The organism is bacterium, assembly GCA_021372615.1.
Lineage (GTDB): Bacteria > Armatimonadota > Zipacnadia > Zipacnadales > UBA11051 > JAJFUB01.
On sequence record JAJFUB010000112.1, the window covers coordinates 14,210 to 32,482 of the forward strand.

The following is an 18,273-nucleotide window of genomic DNA, read 5'->3' on the forward strand; positions in this document are numbered from 1 at the left end:
CGCGGCCTTTGGCCTGCGCCCGCCGTCCTGAATGACCTGTCGTGAGGAGGGACCCACCTTGGCTGTCACCAGCCGCTATCGCCCGGCCGATCACCGCCAGCGCCGGCTGGAGTGGCTGCTCATGGCGGGCTTCGTCGTGATCCTCGGTCGTGTCTTCCAACTGCAGACCATCTCGCGCCAGCACTACGTCGAGAACGTCGGGGCCATCATTGACCGGCACCGCACCCCGCTGGGCCCCCAGCCCGGCGCCATCCTGGCCCGCGACCTGCAGCCTCTGGCCGAAAGCCTGTTCCTGAAGACCTGCGTCGCCAACCCCCGGATGATGAGAGACGAAGGCGAGTCACTGCACGGCGTCGCCGAGCAACTTGCCCGCATCCTCAATCGTCCCGAGACGGAACTGTTCACCAAGCTCGACGAGCGGCGCAACCGACGCTATGTCGAGGTGGCGCCGTTCCTCCACGAGCCGGTAGCCGAGCGCATCAAGGCCCTGAAGATCAAGGGCCTGGACCTGGTGCCCGAATGGAAGCGGGAGTACCCCCAGGGCGCCCTAGCCTGTCACATCGTCGGCGGGCGGGACCGCTATCACCATGCCCGCGGGGGGCTGGAGCATCTCTACGCCGCCTTGCTCGAACCCCAGCAGGGGGCAGGCACCGTCAACCGGGGGGGGGCCTGGACGTACGCCGATGGCGGCGCCCGGCCGGAGCCCGGCAGGGACCTGGTGCTGACGATTGACCTGGGCCTGCAGCGGCAGGTCGAGGCCGAGCTGGACCGGGTCATGCAGCGCGAGCGAGCCGAGTGGGTCTGCGGTGTGGTGATGGATCCGCAGACCGGGGCCATCCTGGCCCTCGGGTCGCGACCTTCCTACGACCCCAACCGCTCCGTGGAGCCGCGGACAGGTTCCGGACAGCGTCGGGCGCCCGCGCCCGCCCGGGCCAGGAACCGGACCAGGGACTTGACCCGGGAGAACGTGCCGGTCACCGCGGCGGTTGAGCAGGGGAGCACGTTCAAGGTACTATTGGCTACGGCAGCGCTGGAAGCGGGCGTGGTGACCCCCGAGTCGACGTTCCACTGTGGCGGCCACATCAGCATCGGTGGGCGCCCCATTAGCTGCTGGGGGCGCTACGCCGCTACCGGACATGGCACCCTGAACATCTACGGGATGATCGGCCAGTCGTGCAACTGCATCGCGGCCCAGGTCGCCGGACGGCTGGGAGCGGCGCGCTACCGCGACTTCCTGAAGCGGGTCGGCATCGGCAGCGACCCCGAAGCCGGCTTCCCGGCCGAGGCCTTCGGCCTGCTGCCGCCGATCGAGCGCATCCGCCCCCGCGACCTCGCCACGATGGGCTTCGGCCAGAACGTGAGCTGCTCGGGTCTGCAACTGACGGCGGCGGTGGCCGGGATCGTGAACGACGGGGTGATGAAGCAGCCGCACGTCCTGGACTCGGTGCTCAACAGCGATGGCTCCACCTTCCGGCAGCCGGCGGTGCGCGAGACACGCCTCTGCTCGCCGGCCACCTCCGCCACCATGCGGGCCATGCTCCAGTACGCCGTCGAGCACGGTACCGGCGCTGCAGTGCGCATGCCGGACTTCCCCGTCGGCGGCAAGACCGGCACCGCCCAGCAATGGGACTTCGAGCACCGCTGCCACTACACCGACCGGTACATGGTCTCGTTCGTCGAGGTCGCCCCCATAGACCAGCCGCGCTATGTCATCTACATCGCCTGCAACTGGCCCAGAGTCGGGCGACACGGCTCGGACGTCGCGGCGCCCTCCTGCAAGCGGATTGCGGAGTACGCGCTGCACCGGTTGGGCCGCACGCCGGCCCCGGCGGGCCAGGCGACGCCAGGTCCAGCCGCCAGCACGCAATAGGTCATCCTGCCCATGGTCAAATCGCTACGTGAACTCACGGCGCCCCTGGTGGTCGGCGGCGCCGACGTGCCCGAGGTCGCCATCCGCTCCGTCACGACGGACAGCCGCACCGTCACCCCCGGCGCCCTCTTCATCGCCATCAGTGGCACCGCCTTCGAGGGGCACGATTACATCGCGCCCGCCCTCGCCGCCGGCGCCGTGGCCGTCGTGATCGAGAAACCGGAGGTTGCCGCCCGGGTGCCGGCCGGCTTCCCGGTGGTCTGCGTGGACAACAGCCGGCGCGCCGCGGCGGTCATCGCCGACCGCTTCTGGGGTCATCCCTCCGGCGCGCTGAACCTGGTCGCCGTGACCGGGACCAACGGAAAGACCACGAGCGTACACCTCCTGGAGGCCATCTTCCAGGCGGCGGGACACCGCACGGGCATGATCGGGACCCTCGGGCGGCGCGTGGGCGACAGCACCGTTGTCGCCAGCCGTACGACGCCTGACGCCGTCGAGCTGCAGGCTTTGCTCGCCCGGATGCGCGACGAAGGGGTCACGCACGTGGCGATGGAGCTGTCCTCGCACGCCATTGACCTCGACCGCGCCTGGAGCTGTAGCTTCGCCGGGGCCCTCTATACCAACCTCAGCCCCGACCATCTCGACTGGCATCACGACCTGGAGACCTATCGCCAGAGCAAGGCGCGGCTGTTCACCGACTATGCCGACATGGCCCGGCCCGATCACGAGATGGTAGGCGCCATCAACACCGATGACCCCAACGGCGCGCTGATCGCCGCGGAGGCCCACTGCCGCGTTGTTAGCTACGGCTTGTCCCCGACGGCGATGGTGCGGGCCGAGGCGATCGAGCGCAGCGCCCGCGGCAGCCGCCTGCAACTGGCCACTCCCGACTTCCGCCGGCCACTCAATCTCCAGCTTGTCGGGCAGTTCAACGTCATGAACGCCCTGGGCTGCGCCGCCTGTGCCTATGGCCTGGGACTGCCCGAGGAGGCCATCGTCGCGGGGCTGGAGGGGCTGGCGGGGGTGCCGGGCCGGCTGGAGAAGGTGGACCGCGGCCAGGACTTCGTGCTGCTCGTGGACTACGCGCACACCCCCGAGGCGCTCGAGAACGTGCTGCAGACGGCCCGGGAGTTGCAGCCGCGGCGGCTGATCTGCCTGTTCGGCTGCGGTGGCGACCGCGACCGCACCAAGCGCCCCGTGATGGGACGGGCCGTGACAAGCCTGGCTGACCTGGCTATCATTACCTCTGACAACCCGCGCTCGGAGAACCCCCTGGACATCATCGAGGAGATCAGGCAGGGCGTGAGCACGGGGGTGTACCAGGTCGAGCCGGACCGCGCGGCGGCCATACGGGCGGCGGTGCGCGAGGCCCAGGCCGGCGACATCGTCCTACTGTGCGGGAAGGGACACGAGGACTACCAGGAGTTCGAGCAGGGGCGGCGGGTGCACTTCGACGACCGTGAGGTCGCGGCGGCGGCCCTGGATGAAGCGATGGGACGGGCATGAAGATCACTGCAGGGGCGCTGGCAGAACTACTGGGGGCGACACTACCCGAGGGCTTCGGGCCCGAGGTCACGCTCGATGGCGTGACGACTGACTCGCGCGAGACCGCGCCGGGCCAGCTCTTCATCGGCTTGCCGGGGGAGAAGTTCGACGGCGCCGACTACGCCGCGGCGGCTCTGGAGCGCGGGGCGGCGCTGGCCGTCTTGCAGCGCCACGTGCCGGAAGCCGGCGGGCGGCAGTTGGTGGTACCGGACGCCCTGGCGGCGCTGGGCGCTGTGGCGCGCTGGTGGCGGCAACAGGTCTGCCCCCGCGTCCTGGCCGTCACCGGTTCCGCGGGCAAGACGACCACCAAGGACCTGATCGCCTCGATCTGCGGCGAGGTAGGCCCGACCGTAGCCACCATCGCCACCGAGAACAATGAGATCGGCGTGCCCAAGACGCTCCTGCGGCTGCGCGAGGGGGACCGCTTCTGCGTGCTGGAGTTCGGCATGCGCGGGCGCGGGCAGATCAAGGGCCTGGCCGAGATCGCTCGGCCTGACATCGGTGTCATCACCGTCATTGGCGACGCGCATGTCGGCCTGCTCGGGTCCCGTGAGGCCATCGCGGAATCGAAAGCCGAGATGCTGCCCCTGCTGCCTCCGACAGGCACAGCGGTCCTGAACGCCGACGACTTCTTCTACCCCCTGTTCCGTGGCATGTGCACGTGCCAGGTCATCCCCTTCGGCTTTGCGGAGCAGGCACAGGTGCGGTGTGTGGAAGTGCTGGAGGAGGGCCTGGACCGCACCCGGGCCCGCGTGCAAGTGGGCGCAGAGACGCTGGAGCTGGCTGTCCCCCTGCCCGGGCGGCACAACCTGATGAATGCGCTCGCGGCGGCCGCCGCGGGGATGGCCTGCGGCGCCGGCAGCGCCCAGCTCAAGGCCGGCATCGAGAGCTACGGCGGCGCCGCCATGCGGGGCCGCGTCGTGGCGGGGCCGTCCGGCTCGACCATCATTGATGACGTCTACAACGCCCATCCCGGCGCCATGGCGGCCGCCCTGCAGACACTCGCGCAGGCGCCGGGGCGCAAGATGCTCATCTTCGGCAACATGCTGGAGCTGGGCGAAGTCGGCCCTGAAGCCCACCGCACGGTCGGTCGGCAGGCGGCCGAGGCCGGGGTGACGGTGCTGATCGCGGTCGGGGAGTTGGCAGCCCTGGCGGCCGAGACCGCGGCAGCGCTGGGCGTGGAGACCCACGTGGCGGTCACCCCCGAGGAGGCGGCTGCGACGCTGAAGCCGCTGCTGGGGGCGGGAGACACCGTACTCGTGAAGGGCTCGCGCCTGATGGCGCTGGAGCGGGCCGTCAGAGGGCTGACTGATGCTGAATGACTCCCTGCTGCTGTGCGGGATGTTCGTCCTGGCGGTGGTCCTGGCCGCCGCGGGCACGTGGCTCGTGCGCCGCTGGGTGCGCCGCGAGGGGCTCGGGCAGACCGTGCGTGACGATGGCCCGCAGTCACACCTGGCGAAGATGGGCACGCCGACTCTTGGCGGCCTGGGTATGCTGGGCGCCATCACGGTGCTGACGGCGGTGCTCTGGCTCATCCGCGGGGCCAGCCTGAGCCCGGCCGTGCCGCTCTCAGTCGGGCTGGCGCTCCTGTTCGCCGCTATCGGGTTCGCCGACGACTGGTCCAAGCTGCGCTACAAGCGGCCGCTCGGGCTGAAGGCGCGGGTGCGCCTGCCCGTGGAGTTCGTGCTGGCGGCGCTGTTCGCCGTTCTGCTGATCCAGACGCGGACCGTGACGGCGGCGGGGGGCCTGGCGCAGGTCATTCCGCTGGGGGCCGGGGTCGGGTTCGCGATCTTCGCCATGCTGGTGCTGGTGGGATGCGCCAACGCCGTCAACTTGACGGACGGGCTCGACGGGTTGGCCGGCGGTGTGAGTTGCTTCTGCGCGTTGGCCCTGGGTGCTTCCTGCTGGCTGCTGGGACGGCCGGACCTGGCGATCCTGTGCGCCATCGTGGCGGGATCGGCAGCGGGCTTCCTGTGGCTCAACGCCGCGCCCGCCTCGATCTTCATGGGCGACGTGGGTAGCCTCGGCCTGGGCGCCATCCTCGCGGCCATCGCGGTCGCGGCGCGGCTGGAGATCATGCTGGCCGTCTTCGGGGTCGTCTTCGTCGTCGAGGCTTTGTCGGTGGCGATCCAGGTGCTATACTTCCGGTTCAGCGGCGGCAAGCGCGTCTTCCGCATGGCCCCCTACCATCACCACCTGGAGCTGGGCGGGATGGCCGAGACGAAGATCGTTGTCCGCTTCTGGCTGATCACAATCGTCGCCGGGGCCGCCGGCCTCGGCTTGGTCGCGGCGATGGTGCTGCACATCTGAGAATCATGTCACTACCTCCCCTGCACAATCCACCGGGCCTGCCCCTGGAGCGTCGCCGCGCCGTGTGCTTCGGCATGGGCGCCAGCGGCGTGGCCTCGGGGCTGTTCCTGAAGGCGAAGGGGCTCGACCCCCTGGTGGTGGATGAGGGCCCGGCCGAGAAGCTCCAGGGCAGCCTGGACAAGCTCCAGGCCGCCGGGGTGCGGGCCCTGCCGGGCCTGCGAGACTACGGCCAGCTTGGCGACCCCGACCTGGTGATCGTCAGCCCCGGGGTGCCGACCAACCACCCGCTGCTGGTGCAGGCGCGACAGGCCGGGGCACAGGTCATCGGCGAGATTGAGCTGGCCTACCGCTTCTGCGCCGCGCCTACCGCCGCCATCACAGGCACCAACGGCAAGGGCACGACCACCCGGATGCTGGAGGGGATGCTGACGGCCGAGGGTCTGCGCGCCCGGGCCGGTGGCAACATTGGCGAGGCGCTGGTGGGGCTGGTCGAGCAAGACCTGCAGGTCGTGGTAGCCGAAGTCTCCAGCTTCCAGCTCGAGACCATTGAGTTGTTCCACCCGTGGGCCAGCATCCTGCTGAACGTGACGCCTGACCACATGAACCGCTATGCGGGCATGCCGGAGTACACGCAGGCCAAGCTGCGCCTGTTTGTGAACCAGACGGCCGGCGATGTCGTGGTGCTGAACACCGGCGACCCGACGGTGGCGCGTGTGGCCGACGGGCTGCCCCTCCCGGTCCTGAAGGTGAACCTGCACGACCCGACGGCCCACGGCTTCCTGAGCGACAGCGACCTGATGGTGCGGCTGCCGGGGGAGCAGGCGGTGCGGGTGTGCGAGTGGACCGACCTGTATCTGCAGGCCGAGCACTACGCCACCGATGCCCTCTGCGCCGCTGTGGTGGCCCTGAGCGCCGGGGTGGGGCCGGACGCCATCGCCGCCGGAGCGCGAGGCTGGCGGCCGACCGGGCACCAGCTCCAGGAAGTCGCGGTCATCGGCGGTGTGCGGTTCGTTGACGACTCCAAGGCGACCAATCCCGAGGCGGCGATGGCCGACCTGCGCACCTTCCCGCGGCCCCTGCTGGTCATCGGCGGGGGCGACACCAAGGGGCGCGACATGAAGGCCTATGCGGACGCGCTGGCAGAGCTGGCCGACGCGGCCTTCCTGATCGGCGATGGGGCCGAGCAGATCGCCCGGGCCCTCGGGGATCGCCTGCCGGTAACGATGAGCGGCACGCTGGAGCAGGCCGTTCCGGCCGCCTACGCAGCCGCCTCCGCCGGCGCCACCGTAATCCTGGCGCCCGGTTGCGCCTCCTTTGACCAGTTCAACGGCCAGGCTGAGCGCGGCGACCACTTCGCCGGGCTCGTGCGGCAGCTCGCGTAGCCTTCACAGGAGACATCACAGCCATGGCGCACGCAGCGGCGCTGGAGCCCGAGAGCGTTGATCCGCAATGGGTGACACCCATCTGCATCGTGACGATGCTGGGGCTGGTCATGGCCTTCTCGGCCAGCTACCCCGAGGCGTGCGCCGGCAGGAATGACTCGCCGGACGCGCTGTCGTTCTTCAAGACGCAGTTCAGCTATGCCGTCATCGGGCTGATCGGGGGCTGGATCGCGAGCTATGTGCGGCCGCGTGTGTTGCGTAAGCTCGCGCCTCCCGCGCTGGGCATCAGCTTCGCGCTGATGATGGTGGCGATCATTGAGGGAGCCATCGGGGGAGGAACGCGCGGGTCGTCGGCCTGGGTGGAGTTGGGCCCGGTGCGCTTCCAGCCGTCCGAGTTCGCCAAGCTGTTCTATGTGGTCTACTTGGCGTCACTGCTGAGCCTAGGGCCGCTGCAGGGCAAGTTCTTGCGGCGCGTGGGACAGCCGCTCCTGCTGTGCCTGGGGCTGTTTGGGATCCTGCTGTTGGGCCAGCGCGACCTGGGCATGATGATCCTGGTGCTGTTCATCACCTTCGCCATGTGCTTCTTGGGCGGGATGGACTGGCGGATCCTGGCGGTGACGCTGGTCGTCGTCCTCGGGGCCGGCGTCCTCTACGCCGTGTTCGACAAGGGTGAACACGGAGGCCGCTGGGACGCCTTCATCAACCCGATGGCCGATCCCGGCGGCAATGGCTACCAGGTGCTAGCGATGTTGGTGGCCCTGGCGCGGGGCGGGGTGCTGGGGCAGGGCCTGGGCGAGTGCCCCGACAAGTGGGGCCAGATGCCCGAGGCGCACACGGACGCCATCTTCTGTGTCATGGGCGGCGAGCTCGGCTTCCTGCGGCTCGCCCTGTTCGTGCTGCTCATGGCCTGGATCGTGCATCGCGCGATGCAGATCGGCCGCCGGTCGGGCGATGCCTTCTCGTACCTGCTGTGTGCCGGGATCGGGGCCATGATCGGCATACAGGCACTCATCAACATGGCCGTCGCCACCAAGTTCATGCCGATCACCGGGCTCACCCTGCCCTTCATCAGCTATGGTGGCAGCAGCCTGATCTCATGCCTCCTGGCGGCGGGCGTTGTGCTCTCGGTGTTCCGGTACCGACAGCCACAGCAGGGGGGCGCCTAGATGCGGGCGGTCTTCGCCGGCGGCGGCAGCGCCGGGCACCTGTCCCCCTCGGTGGCCATCGCCCAGCGCTTTCTGCGGCTGGCGGAGGACGCCGAGGTGCTCTTCTTCGGCGCCAAGCGCGAGCTGGACCGCAAGGTCCTCGCCCCCTACCCCCACCGTCTCTTGAGCGCCACGGGCCTGCCCTACGGGCTCTCCCCGCGGACGGTCATCTCGCTGGGCAAGATGGCCTGGGCCGGCATGGAGGCGCTGGGGACACTGCGGCGCTTCCGTCCGCAGGTGCTGGTGGGCACAGGGGGTTACGTGACGGCAGCGGCAGCTTCCGCGGCCGGCCTGCTGCACCTCCCCTGCGTGCTTCACGCCTCGGACGCGCTGCCCGACCGGACCACGGTCAAGCTGGCGCGCATGGCGCACACCATCACGGTCGCCTTCGAGGCCGCCGCGGCCTTCTTCCCGGCCGACAAGGTGGTCGTGACGGGCCAGCCGGTGCGTGAGGAGTTCCTGTCCGGTAACCGCGAGACGGCGCGGGCCGAACTGGGCCTCGCGCCGGACGACTTCCTGTTCCTGGTGACCGGGGGCAGCCAGGGCGCCCGCAAGCTCAACGACGCTACGCTGGGCGCGGCGCCGCGCCTGCTGGCCGCCGGCATCAAGATACAGCACCAGACGGGCGGTCTGGACTTCGAGCGCGTCCAGCAAGTCGCCTCCGACCAGGCCTTCGGTCACAACTACCACCCCTTCGCCTTCCATGGCGAGCTGTGGCGGCTGCTCGCGGCGGCCGACCTGGTGATGATCCGGGCCGGGGCCAGCAGCCTGGCCGAGGCTGCGGCCTGGAGCCTGCCGATGGTCGTCGTCCCCGGGGCGTTTGCTCACGGCCACCAGAAGCACAATGCCACCGAGTTGGTCAGCCGCGGCGCCGCGCACATGGTGGAGGATGCCGACCTGACTGCGGGGCTGCTGGCGGACCTCGTTCTGGAGCTGGTGGGCGACCCGGCGCGACGAGCGGCGATGGCCGGCGCCGCCGGCGGCTGGGGCTCTCGCACCGCTGCCGAGAAGGTCGCCGAGCTTGCCCTCGCCGCCGCCCAGACTTGCCAAAGCCGGAACCAGCGCCTACAATAACCCCAGTCGAGGCAGCCGGCGTCGCAGCCGCAAGTCACTGCACCGCACAGGTTGCCTCTGCTGATTCGATGAGAAGACCATGGAATTGCAGTTGAGCGACAGGATCCACTTCATCGGCATCGGTGGAGTGAGCATGAGCGCGCTGGCGCACGCTCTAGTGGACATGGGCTACCACGTGAGCGGCTCGGACCGCGGCGATGGGCCGGTGCTGGCGGGGCTGCGCCAGGCCGGCATCGAGGCGTACGTCGGGCATGCTGCCGAGCACGTGTTCGACAGTGATGTGGTGGTCTATACAACGGCCATCGGGGCGGACAACCCGGAGATCCAGGCCGCCCGGGCGCTGGGGAAGAAGGTCTTCCACCGCTCGGAGCTACTCGCGTGGCTCATGCGGGGCCGCAAGGCTGTGGCCGTGACCGGGACCCACGGAAAGACCACCACGAGCGCCATGGTGGGCGTGATCCTGGAGCATGCGGGCCTGGACCCGACCGTCTTCGTCGGCGGCCTGGTGAACAACTGGGGCAGCAACTACCGCCTGGGACGAGGGCCCCACATCGTCTTTGAGGCCTGTGAGAGCGACGGGAGCTTCCTGCGCTACCGCTGCGCCAACCAGATCATCACCGGCATCGAGGATGACCATCTGGACCAGCACAAGTCGTCGGCCGGCCTGGATGAGGCCTTCGCCGCCTTCCTGGAGAGCGCCGACCCGAACGGGTTCGTCGCCTGGTACGGCGATTGCCCGCGGCTGGAGCGCCTCATCCCGCACACCCGGGCGCGGCTGATCCGATACGGCGAGGCGGAGGGGGCCGACTACGCGGCCCGGGAGATGGAGCTGGTGGGGACGGAGACGCGCTACCGCCTGGTGCGCGGCGGACAGCCGGCGGAGACCGTGCGGCTGCACCTCCCCGGGCAGCACAACGTGCTCAACAGCCTGGCCGCCATCGCCACCGCCGAGGCGCTGGGCGTGGAGTTCGCCGCCATCGCCGAGGCCCTCGCCGACTTCCGCGGCACCGGCCGCCGGTTCGAGTTGCTGGGGCGTTGCAACGGCCTGGCCGTCTATGACGATTACGCCCACCACCCGACGGAGGTCCGGGCCACTCTCGAGGCCGCCCGGCACTTCGCGCCCGAGCGGGTCATCGCGATCTTCCAGCCGCATCTGTATAGCCGCACGGTCAACCTGCTCGACGACTTCGCGCAGGCCTTCGACCAGGCCGATGTGGTGATCGTCAACGACATCTACGCGGCGCGCGAGGACCCCATGCCCGGCGTGGACGGTGGGCTCGTGGCCGACGGCATCCGCCGCCATGACCCGATCAAGCCGGTAGAGTACCTGCCTTCGCAGGACGAGATCGTACGGCGAGTGGAGGCCCTGGCGCGGCCCGGCGACCTGATCCTGACCATTGGGGCCGGAGACATCCGCCGCGCGGGTGAGGAACTGGCCCGGCGGCTGTGCCGCGAGGCCTGAGCCACTCTCGAACCCGGAGCACAGGCTGCAGCTCACGATGAGACACCACTACCGCGTCGGCAAGCTCGTGCTGTTGGTCTCGTTCCTGCTGGCTTTGGCGGTCGGCTTCCTGGCCTCCCCGCTGCTGCGGGTGGAGCAGATCACCATCGTGGCCCCGACCGCCGAACTGGCCGCCGAGGTGGGGCGGCAGATACACATTCCGCCCGATGCCTCGGTGCTGCTGTACCCGCTGTGCCGCATCTGCGAACAGGTGCAGACGTGCTACCGCGTGGAGAGCTGCGCGGTGCGGCGGCAACTGCCCCACGGCCTGCTGGTGGAGGTAACGGCGCGCCAGCCCATCGTGGCCCTGCGCGATGCGGAGGGCTACACGCTGGTCAGCCGCGAGGGCCTGTGCCTGTACCGGCAGGCGAAGCGGCCCGCGCTGCCCGTGTTCAGCGGTCTCACGGCGCCGCGCCCGCCGCTGGGCTCACGCCTGGACACCGATCGCTGGCGCTGGGCGCTGGACCTGCTGGCCGGCGCGACCAAGGCAGGTCTGCGTGAGGGGCTGGAGTCCGACTTCACGCAACTGCATCAGATCACGATCCGGACCAGCGCCGGCTGGCAGGGCACGCTGGGCAATGTAAACAGCCTGACGCGCAAACTGACGGTTATGGGCAATCTGGCCGAGCAGTTGCAGCGTGAGGGGCGCCGGCCGCGCGCCATTGACGTGAGCGTTCCCGAGTCACCGCGCTGGACGGCGGCCTAGGGCGAGAGAACTACACCAGGGACGGGTTCAGTGCCACACGATGACTTTGTAGTGGGTCTCGACATCGGGACCACGAAGATCTGCACGGTGGTCGGGCGTCCGACGGAGGGCGGGGGCCTGGACATCATCGGCGTGGGCTTGCACCCCTCAGCCGGGCTCAAGCGCGGCATCGTCGTGGACCGCCAACTGACGATCGAGTCGGTGCGTCAGTCGGTGGCCCAGGCCGAGCGCATGGCCGGCGTGGACATCCGGGCGGCCTATGTCGGCATCTCCGGCGACCACATCAGCTCCACCAACGTGACCGGGCGCGTACACATCGGGCCCCGGCAGGAAGTGGAGCAGGAAGACATCGAGAAGGCCATCCAGAGCGCGCGCGACAGCGTCACGCTCCCCTCGGATCGGCAGATCATCCACACCGTCGTGCGCGACTTCGCCGTGGACGGGCAGCAGGGCGTGTCCCGGCCCCTGGGCATGAGCGGCCGCCGCCTCGATGTCGAAGTGCATGTCGTCACCGGCATGGCCAGCATCATCACCAACCTCGAACGCTGTGTGGAGGAGGCAGGGGTCAGCGTCCTGTCACAGGTGCTCGAGCCGCTGGCAACCTCGCTGGCCGTGCTGACCGAGGCCGAGCGCGACCTGGGCGTGATCCTCGTGGACATCGGGGGCGGCACCACCGACATCGCCGTGTTCCTCGACGACGCGATCTACCACACCTCGGCGATCCCCGTGGCGGGAAACCAGATCACGCGCGACCTGGCCAAGCTGCTGCGCATCAGCATGGACGAAGCGGAGAACATCAAGTGCCGCTACGGGCGCGCTCTGGCCGCCGCGGTGCCGCCGGACGATGAGATCCAGATCACGAGCGCCGACGGCGAGCACAACGAGCGGGTGAAGCAGCAACTGGTCGCCGAGGTGATCCAGGCCCGGCTCGAAGAGATCTTCGAGATGGTGTGGGCCGACGTGAAGCGGGCTGGAGTGGGGGAGCGGTGCAGCGGCGGCGTGGTCATCTCGGGCGGGGGCTCGCAACTACCGGACACGCCGCGACTGGCGTCCGCGGTCATGGGCGAGATGTCGGCACGTGTGGGCAAGCCCCGGGGGCTCAGCGGCATGGTGAAGGCCGTGAGCAGTCCCATCCACGCCACTGGCGTCGGGCTGGCGGTGCAGGCCGGGTTGGATGGCGTGCACCTGCTGCGCCGCCACGAACCGGCTGACCTCATCGTGCGGGTCAAAGAGTGGGTACAGATGGTGGTAGGGAAGGTATGGCCGCGCCCGACCGGGGCATGAAGCCCTGACACACATCCGGGCTGAGAATCAAAGAGCGGCGTCAGTTGACGCCGCTCTCTCCGTTCTGAGTGGGATGGGGCCTATGACGACCGGCGCCGGCGCCAGATGCCGAAGCCCGCAATGCCCAGCGAGAGCAGCGCCATGGTGCCGGGTTCGGGGACGTAATCGGTGTCGTAGGTGTAGATCACTTCGACCGTGATGCGCTCGTTGCTGGGGGAGCCGCCGCCAATTGACGAGTCGTAGAAGGCGGCGTTCGTGGCGAAGCTGTTGAAGAGTTGCGTCATGTTGACGCCATAGGTCACGTTGCCCAGGCCCTCGTAGACCCAGAAATCACTGGCGCCCAGATTGGTGGTGCTGCTCAGGTCGCCCCAGACCAGATTGCCCACAGCGGTGTTATGCCAGGTGCCCCAACTGACCTGCCCCCAGTTGAAGCCATCGGGTGCTGTGTAGTCCGGGTTGTCCTGCCCGTCACCGTTCTCGGCTTGCAGGGTCTGCAGAGTACCTGTGAGCAGGGCCGAATCCGAGTCCGTTACAGTTGAGTTGGTCTCAGCCAAGTCCCAAGCGCGCTGCATCTGAGGCTGTGCGTAGCGCACCGCGGCGTCGTCATTGTCGAACCGGAAGGTTGACGCCGCCGCCTGGTAGATGTTCACGGTCACCGCTGTCAGCGTACCCAGCGACGTGTCGAACTGGCTCACATCGATGTTCCCGCTGCTAGGGCTGCTGCCGAGGTCAATGTACGCGGTGTAGCTGATGGTGTCGGCCGCTGCAGCTCCGGCTAACGTCAGAGCCAGCAGCGCGATCATCGGCAGAGAGATGTGATGACGCATCGCGTGTCCTCAACTTTCGGGCACGGCTTCGGTTTCTAATGGCCATCATAAGGGACGGAACGGAGGTGAGTCAAGACCAAGATGCAACAATCGTGCAAGAGATATGCGGCGGGTCAGTGACTGGCCGCGGCGCCCGCCTGCGGCTCCCGGCCAGACGCCCGAGCCTGCGGTGAGCGGCGCAGCAGGCCGACGAGGGCAGGGCTGAACAGGAAGACCAGGTAGGCCAGCGCAAAGAGCAGGGAGCCCCCGTGCTCGCGGCCGAGCACGACAAGGCCCACCCAGGCCCGCTCCCAGGGGGTGCCGACCGGCGGACGCAGCCGCGCGATCGCCCGCTTCTCGTCGGGTCGCTCGGCCGACTGGGTGGCCTTCTGCAGCCAATCGTTGGCGGCGCTGTGATCCCCGCGCGCGGCGGCCAGTTGGGCCATGCCCAGGAGGCTGGCGACATGGCCGCCGTCGCGACTCAGGGCTCGGCGGAAGAAGCTCTCAGCGTCCGCGTCGCGCCCCGAGGCGGCGAAGGCCTGGCCCAGCAGGCACAGCAGCTCTGGGCGCTCATCTTGCAGCACCATCAGCATCAGTTCGCGCCGGGCAGCATCCGGATCGGGGCCCTGCAGTCGGATCTCCAGCAGCAGGGCTCGCGCTTGCGCGTCGCCATAGTCCGCTCGCGCCCCCTCCAGCGCGACCCGTTCGGCCGCCGCCACGTAGCCGGCCCCCAGCAGCATTCTCGCCGCCAGCATCCGGTGCGCGATGATGCGCTGAACGAGGAGACGGGCCCGGGGCGACTCGCGATCCAGACGCTCCAGACTCCGTCGCTCCTGGACCGAGGCCAGGAGGTAGCACCTGGCCGCCAGGCCGGGCAGGCGCACCCGCTGGGCCGCATCGCCCAGGGCCGCCACACTCGCCGGCACATCGCCGGCGTTCTGGTAGGCCAACAGGCCTAGCCACAGCACCAACAGCACGAAAGCACCGAGGATGACGAACGGGGGTCGCATCATGGACGGGTTGTGCTCTCCCGGTAGGAATCGGGTCCGGTGACGGCGAAGAGCCGCACCATGAGATGCCCCCGTCTGTGCTGCCTGCTACTCACGTCAGTCGTCTGCTACACCGCCGCGGCGGCCCAGGAGGCTGCCTCCCAACCCGCCAATGGCGGGTTCGAGCAACTCGATGCGCGCACCGGACTCCCAGCCGGCTGGACCCTGTGGAACGCCAGCCGCAACCTGACCGCCTACACATTGGCCGCAGCGCATTCGGGGGTGGCTGCGGCTTGCGTCACCGATGACAACGCGACGGACTCGCAGGGCCTGCGCAGCCCGCGGGTCCCGGTGACAGCCGGACAGACGGTCCTGGCCACTGGTGTCGTTCTGATTGACGACCTGACGGCCGGCGGGTTCGCGATCTACCTCGAGTTCTGGCGCGGCGACCAACGGCTGGCGAACTTCTCAGCCAGCACCACCGAACGGGGACGCTGGGTCGAACTCAAGTTACAGCAGGCCGTGCCGGCCGACGCGACCGAGGCGACGGTGCTCATCTACGGCAGCAGCGCCACCATTGGTCGCGCATACTTCGATGATGTCCAGATGCAGGTGACGGCCCCGTAGGGCCTGCCGGGGCCGGTTCCCCCGCCTCTACTCCAGCGCCCGCAGCCTCTCCTCGGCCTTCTTCGACCACTCCTGCTGGTCCTTGTACTTCTCCACCACGACCCGGTAGGCCTTGACAGCATCCTCGATCGCCTTGGCCTGCTCATAGCACACGCCCGCGGCGTACTGCGCCCGGGCGGCCCACTCCGCATCCGTGTACAGGATCGCGACCTTCAGGTACTCGGTGGCCGCGGTACGGAAGTCGCCCTGCAGGCGGCGTGTCTCGGCCAGTTCGAACTGCGCCTCCATGGCCGCCTGCGTGTCCTTCAGCGCGGTGGCCCTGGTGAACGTAGTCGCGGCCTCGTCGTACTTCCTGTCGGCCTTCTGGCAGCGTCCCAGGCCCAGCCAGGCCCGGGCAGCCAACGGATCATCCTTGTAGCGGGTGAGCACGGCCTGGAACAGCGGCGCGGCCTTGGCTGAGTCCTTCAGCGCCAGATAGGACTGTCCCAGCAGCAACAGCACGCGCGGGGCCAGGGCGGCGGGAGCGCTCTCCCGCACCGGCTCCAGCAGCTTCACCGCCTCGTCGGACTTGCCGTCCCGCGTCAGGAGCACGGCCCCCTGGTACCGCGCATCGGCTGCCACCGCCGGATCGCTGGCAGATGCCGCGGCCTTCTGGTAGTGCGGCAGGGCCTCCTGCGGCTTCTCCTGCTTGAGCAGGGCCCAGGCCAGCTTGTACTCCGCCTCGTCGGCCAGGTCGCTTTGCGGGTACTTCGTCAGCACCTGCTCATAGGCGGCCTGGGCGGCAGGGCAGTTGCCCTGCTCGTAGCGGATCTCCCCGATGCGGAAGACAGCCTCGGCGGCATGTGGACTGGTGGGCGCCTGGGATACCAGCTTCCCGAAGCTCGCCAGCGCCTGGGCGGTCTGCTTCTGCTCCAGGTACGCCCAGCCCAGCTCGATGAGAATGCGGTCAGCCATCTTGCCCGCCGGGTCTGCGGCCAGCAGCTCTTCGAGCAGCCTGGTCTGCTCCTGCGGCTGCTTCAGCTTACCCAGGGAAAGAGCGAGTTGGTACTTGGCCAGTACGGCCGTATCGGCTTTCGGGTACTGGGCCAGGTTCGCCCGGAAGGCCTCAGCGGCCGCCTGGTAGTCGCCAAGGGCGAACTTGCAGGCCCCGAGGCTGTACTGGGCATACGGCGCCAGCTCGGGCGTCTTGGTCGCCAGTACCGCCTGGTACAGCTCAGCGGCGGGGCCGTACTGCTGGGTCCCGAAGAGGGCCTCAGCCAGGGCGTAGCGAGCCAGCGGCACTGCCGGGCTGTCTGCCCACTGCTTGGCCATGCGGTCCAGCAGGGCCCGGGCCGCGTCGGCCTTCCCCGTGCGCGCATAGAGCGCCACCAGCCCGCCGGCCGCGCCGGGAGCCTGCTCGCTCTGGCCGTACTGGTCGAGCACCCTCTGGTAGAACTCCTCGGCCTTGTCGGGCTTGCTGGCCCTGTCGTAGGACGCCCCCAGCAGGTAGAGCGCATCGGGGAGATGCAGGTCGTCAGGATGGTTCTGCACGAGCAGGCTGAGCATCTGGATGGCGCGGGAATAGTCCGTGCGGGAATAGCGCAGTTTGCCCGTCTGGTAGGCGACCTGGGCCCCCAGGTCGGACTTGGGCTGCTGCTCGGCGAGGGCCTCAATGGCCTTGAGGTCGCTGTCGGCCTGCGTGCGCTGGTAGGCGGCCCAGGCCGCGCCGTAGCGGGCCTGCAGCTTGGCGTCCGGGTCCTGCGCCCGGGCCTCCGCGGCCTTGTAGGAGGCCTCGGCGGCCTGAAGCTGCCCGGCCTCGACCTGCAGCGCGCCCAGGTGCAGGTAGGCTTCCGCCAGACGCTCATGCTGGGGATAGTCCTTGACGAGCTGGGCGAAGGCCTTGAGCGCCGCCGCCTTGTCCGGCTTGCGCTCCAGCGACATGGCCTGCCAGAACAGGGCCCCGGCGGAGGCGTCGTTCTTCTTGGCGACCAGCGCGGCATAGGCCCTGGCGGCCTCGTCGAAGCGCTGCAACAGGTAGAGACAGTCGGCGGCACGCAGAGCAGCCTCGGCGGCCGTGGCGGCGTTGTTGCTCTTCTGCAGCTCGGTGAAGGCGGCCAGCGCCTCCTCATACTTCTCCTGGTGCCAGTACGACCACGCGACCCCCGAACGCGCCAGCGGAGCAAGCTTGGCGGCCGCCGGGGCGGCCAGCACCTGCTCGTAGGCTTTGATGGCTGCCGGGTAGTCCTTGGCGGCATAGCGGGTCTCGCCCAGCCGGAACGTGATCTCCGGCACCAACTCGTGCTTGGGGTATTTCTGCAGCAGGCTCTCCAGACGCTCCGCGGCTTCCTTGTAGCGATTCAGCTTGTACTGTGACAGGGCGATGGAGTAGCCCGCGTAGGCCGCGTAGTTGCCGTCCGGACTGAGCTGCAGGCTCTTGTCGTAGGAGACGATGGCCTCTTCGTAGCGTCCAAGGCGGTAGAGTGTCTCTCCCTGCCAGTAGGCGGCGCGGTAGGCCAGCGGGCCCTTCGGATCGCGCTCCAGCAGGGCCTGGTAGGCCTGGAGGGCCTCGCTGAACTTCTCCGCCTTGAACTGCACGTCACCGATGCGGTACTGCGCGTCCGCGGCCACGTCTGCCCGGGCGAACTCGTTGACGATGCGCTGGTAGTAGGGCAGGGACTTGTCGAACTTGCCCAGGTTGTAGTTGCACTCGCCGGCGCGGAACAGGGCAAAGGGCACGTGCTCGTGCTTGGGGGCAGCGGCGACGAACTGGTCGTAGTTGGCCAGCGCCTCCTCCCAGCGCTCGCGATCGAAGAAGCCATTCGCCAGCGTCAGAAGCTGACCGGGCTCAACGGGTGCTTGCGCCACCACAGGGGCGACGGCGACCAGGACGATGCCCAAAGCAACGAGGCACATTGAAACGGCTCTGACGGCAGACATACGCAATGTTTCCTCCAGCGGCACGAGACGGCTAGATCGTGCGCGACATATGCATTTA

14 protein-coding genes are annotated in these 18,273 nt (G+C 69.0%); 11 read left to right on the forward strand and 3 right to left on the reverse strand.

Translation table 11 applies throughout. From position 1 onward, the window contains the following. Positions 1 to 58 precede the first annotated feature (58 nt). The 10 genes from LLH23_16630 to ftsA all read left to right on the forward strand — a co-directional run bounded on the left by LLH23_16630 (position 59) and on the right by ftsA (position 12,877). Positions 59 to 1,870: a penicillin-binding protein 2 gene (locus LLH23_16630; GenBank protein MCE5240089.1), complete on the forward strand. Its 1,812-nt coding sequence runs from the start codon at positions 59 to 61 to the stop codon at positions 1,868 to 1,870. A gap of 12 nt (positions 1,871 to 1,882) precedes the next feature. After that, the gene (locus tag LLH23_16635) at positions 1,883 to 3,376 is read left to right on the forward strand and encodes a UDP-N-acetylmuramoyl-L-alanyl-D-glutamate--2,6-diaminopimelate ligase (GenBank protein MCE5240090.1); all 1,494 of its coding nucleotides are present in this window, start codon (positions 1,883 to 1,885) and stop codon (positions 3,374 to 3,376) included. Continuing rightward, positions 3,373 to 4,737 (forward strand): UDP-N-acetylmuramoyl-tripeptide--D-alanyl-D-alanine ligase, encoded by a 1,365-nt coding sequence (locus LLH23_16640; protein MCE5240091.1) that lies wholly within the window; start codon positions 3,373 to 3,375, stop codon positions 4,735 to 4,737. Before LLH23_16635 ends, LLH23_16640 begins: the two co-directional genes overlap by 4 nt. Beyond that, positions 4,727 to 5,725, forward strand: coding sequence for a phospho-N-acetylmuramoyl-pentapeptide-transferase (gene mraY / locus LLH23_16645; GenBank protein MCE5240092.1), 999 nt, complete (start codon positions 4,727 to 4,729; stop codon positions 5,723 to 5,725). Before LLH23_16640 ends, mraY begins: the two co-directional genes overlap by 11 nt. A gap of 5 nt (positions 5,726 to 5,730) precedes the next feature. Then, complete coding sequence (murD, locus tag LLH23_16650; GenBank protein ID MCE5240093.1) at positions 5,731 to 7,107, forward strand: UDP-N-acetylmuramoyl-L-alanine--D-glutamate ligase; 1,377 nt, start codon at positions 5,731 to 5,733, stop codon at positions 7,105 to 7,107. Positions 7,108 to 7,130: 23 nt separating this feature from the next. Next, entirely contained in the window at positions 7,131 to 8,273 is a 1,143-nt protein-coding gene (locus LLH23_16655; protein MCE5240094.1) for a putative lipid II flippase FtsW, read from the forward strand. Further along, entirely contained in the window at positions 8,274 to 9,386 is a 1,113-nt protein-coding gene (locus LLH23_16660) for a UDP-N-acetylglucosamine--N-acetylmuramyl-(pentapeptide) pyrophosphoryl-undecaprenol N-acetylglucosamine transferase (protein ID MCE5240095.1), read from the forward strand. 79 nt (positions 9,387 to 9,465) lie between these two features. Then, positions 9,466 to 10,848: a UDP-N-acetylmuramate--L-alanine ligase gene (gene murC / locus LLH23_16665; protein MCE5240096.1), complete on the forward strand. Its 1,383-nt coding sequence runs from the start codon at positions 9,466 to 9,468 to the stop codon at positions 10,846 to 10,848. A gap of 37 nt (positions 10,849 to 10,885) precedes the next feature. Further along, positions 10,886 to 11,593 (forward strand): hypothetical protein, encoded by a 708-nt coding sequence (locus LLH23_16670; protein ID MCE5240097.1) that lies wholly within the window; start codon positions 10,886 to 10,888, stop codon positions 11,591 to 11,593. 30 nt (positions 11,594 to 11,623) lie between these two features. After that, positions 11,624 to 12,877 (forward strand): cell division protein FtsA, encoded by a 1,254-nt coding sequence (ftsA, locus tag LLH23_16675; GenBank protein ID MCE5240098.1) that lies wholly within the window; start codon positions 11,624 to 11,626, stop codon positions 12,875 to 12,877. Positions 12,878 to 12,957: 80 nt separating this feature from the next. On the opposite strand, the gene LLH23_16680 is transcribed toward ftsA, so the two are convergent. After that, a complete protein-coding gene (locus tag LLH23_16680) occupies positions 12,958 to 13,704 on the reverse strand; it encodes a choice-of-anchor E domain-containing protein (GenBank protein ID MCE5240099.1) in 747 nt (248 codons plus the stop codon). Between the two features lie 113 nt (positions 13,705 to 13,817). Then, positions 13,818 to 14,696: a hypothetical protein gene (locus LLH23_16685; GenBank protein ID MCE5240100.1), complete on the reverse strand. Its 879-nt coding sequence runs from the start codon at positions 14,694 to 14,696 to the stop codon at positions 13,818 to 13,820. A 57-nt stretch (positions 14,697 to 14,753) separates the two neighbouring features. On the opposite strand from LLH23_16685, the gene LLH23_16690 reads away from it, so the two are divergent. Then, a complete protein-coding gene (locus tag LLH23_16690) occupies positions 14,754 to 15,299 on the forward strand; it encodes a hypothetical protein (protein MCE5240101.1) in 546 nt (181 codons plus the stop codon). A gap of 27 nt (positions 15,300 to 15,326) precedes the next feature. Here the strand turns inward: LLH23_16690 and LLH23_16695 are convergent, their stop codons facing one another. Further along, entirely contained in the window at positions 15,327 to 18,215 is a 2,889-nt protein-coding gene (locus LLH23_16695) for a tetratricopeptide repeat protein (GenBank protein ID MCE5240102.1), read from the reverse strand. Positions 18,216 to 18,273: the final 58 nt, after the last annotated feature.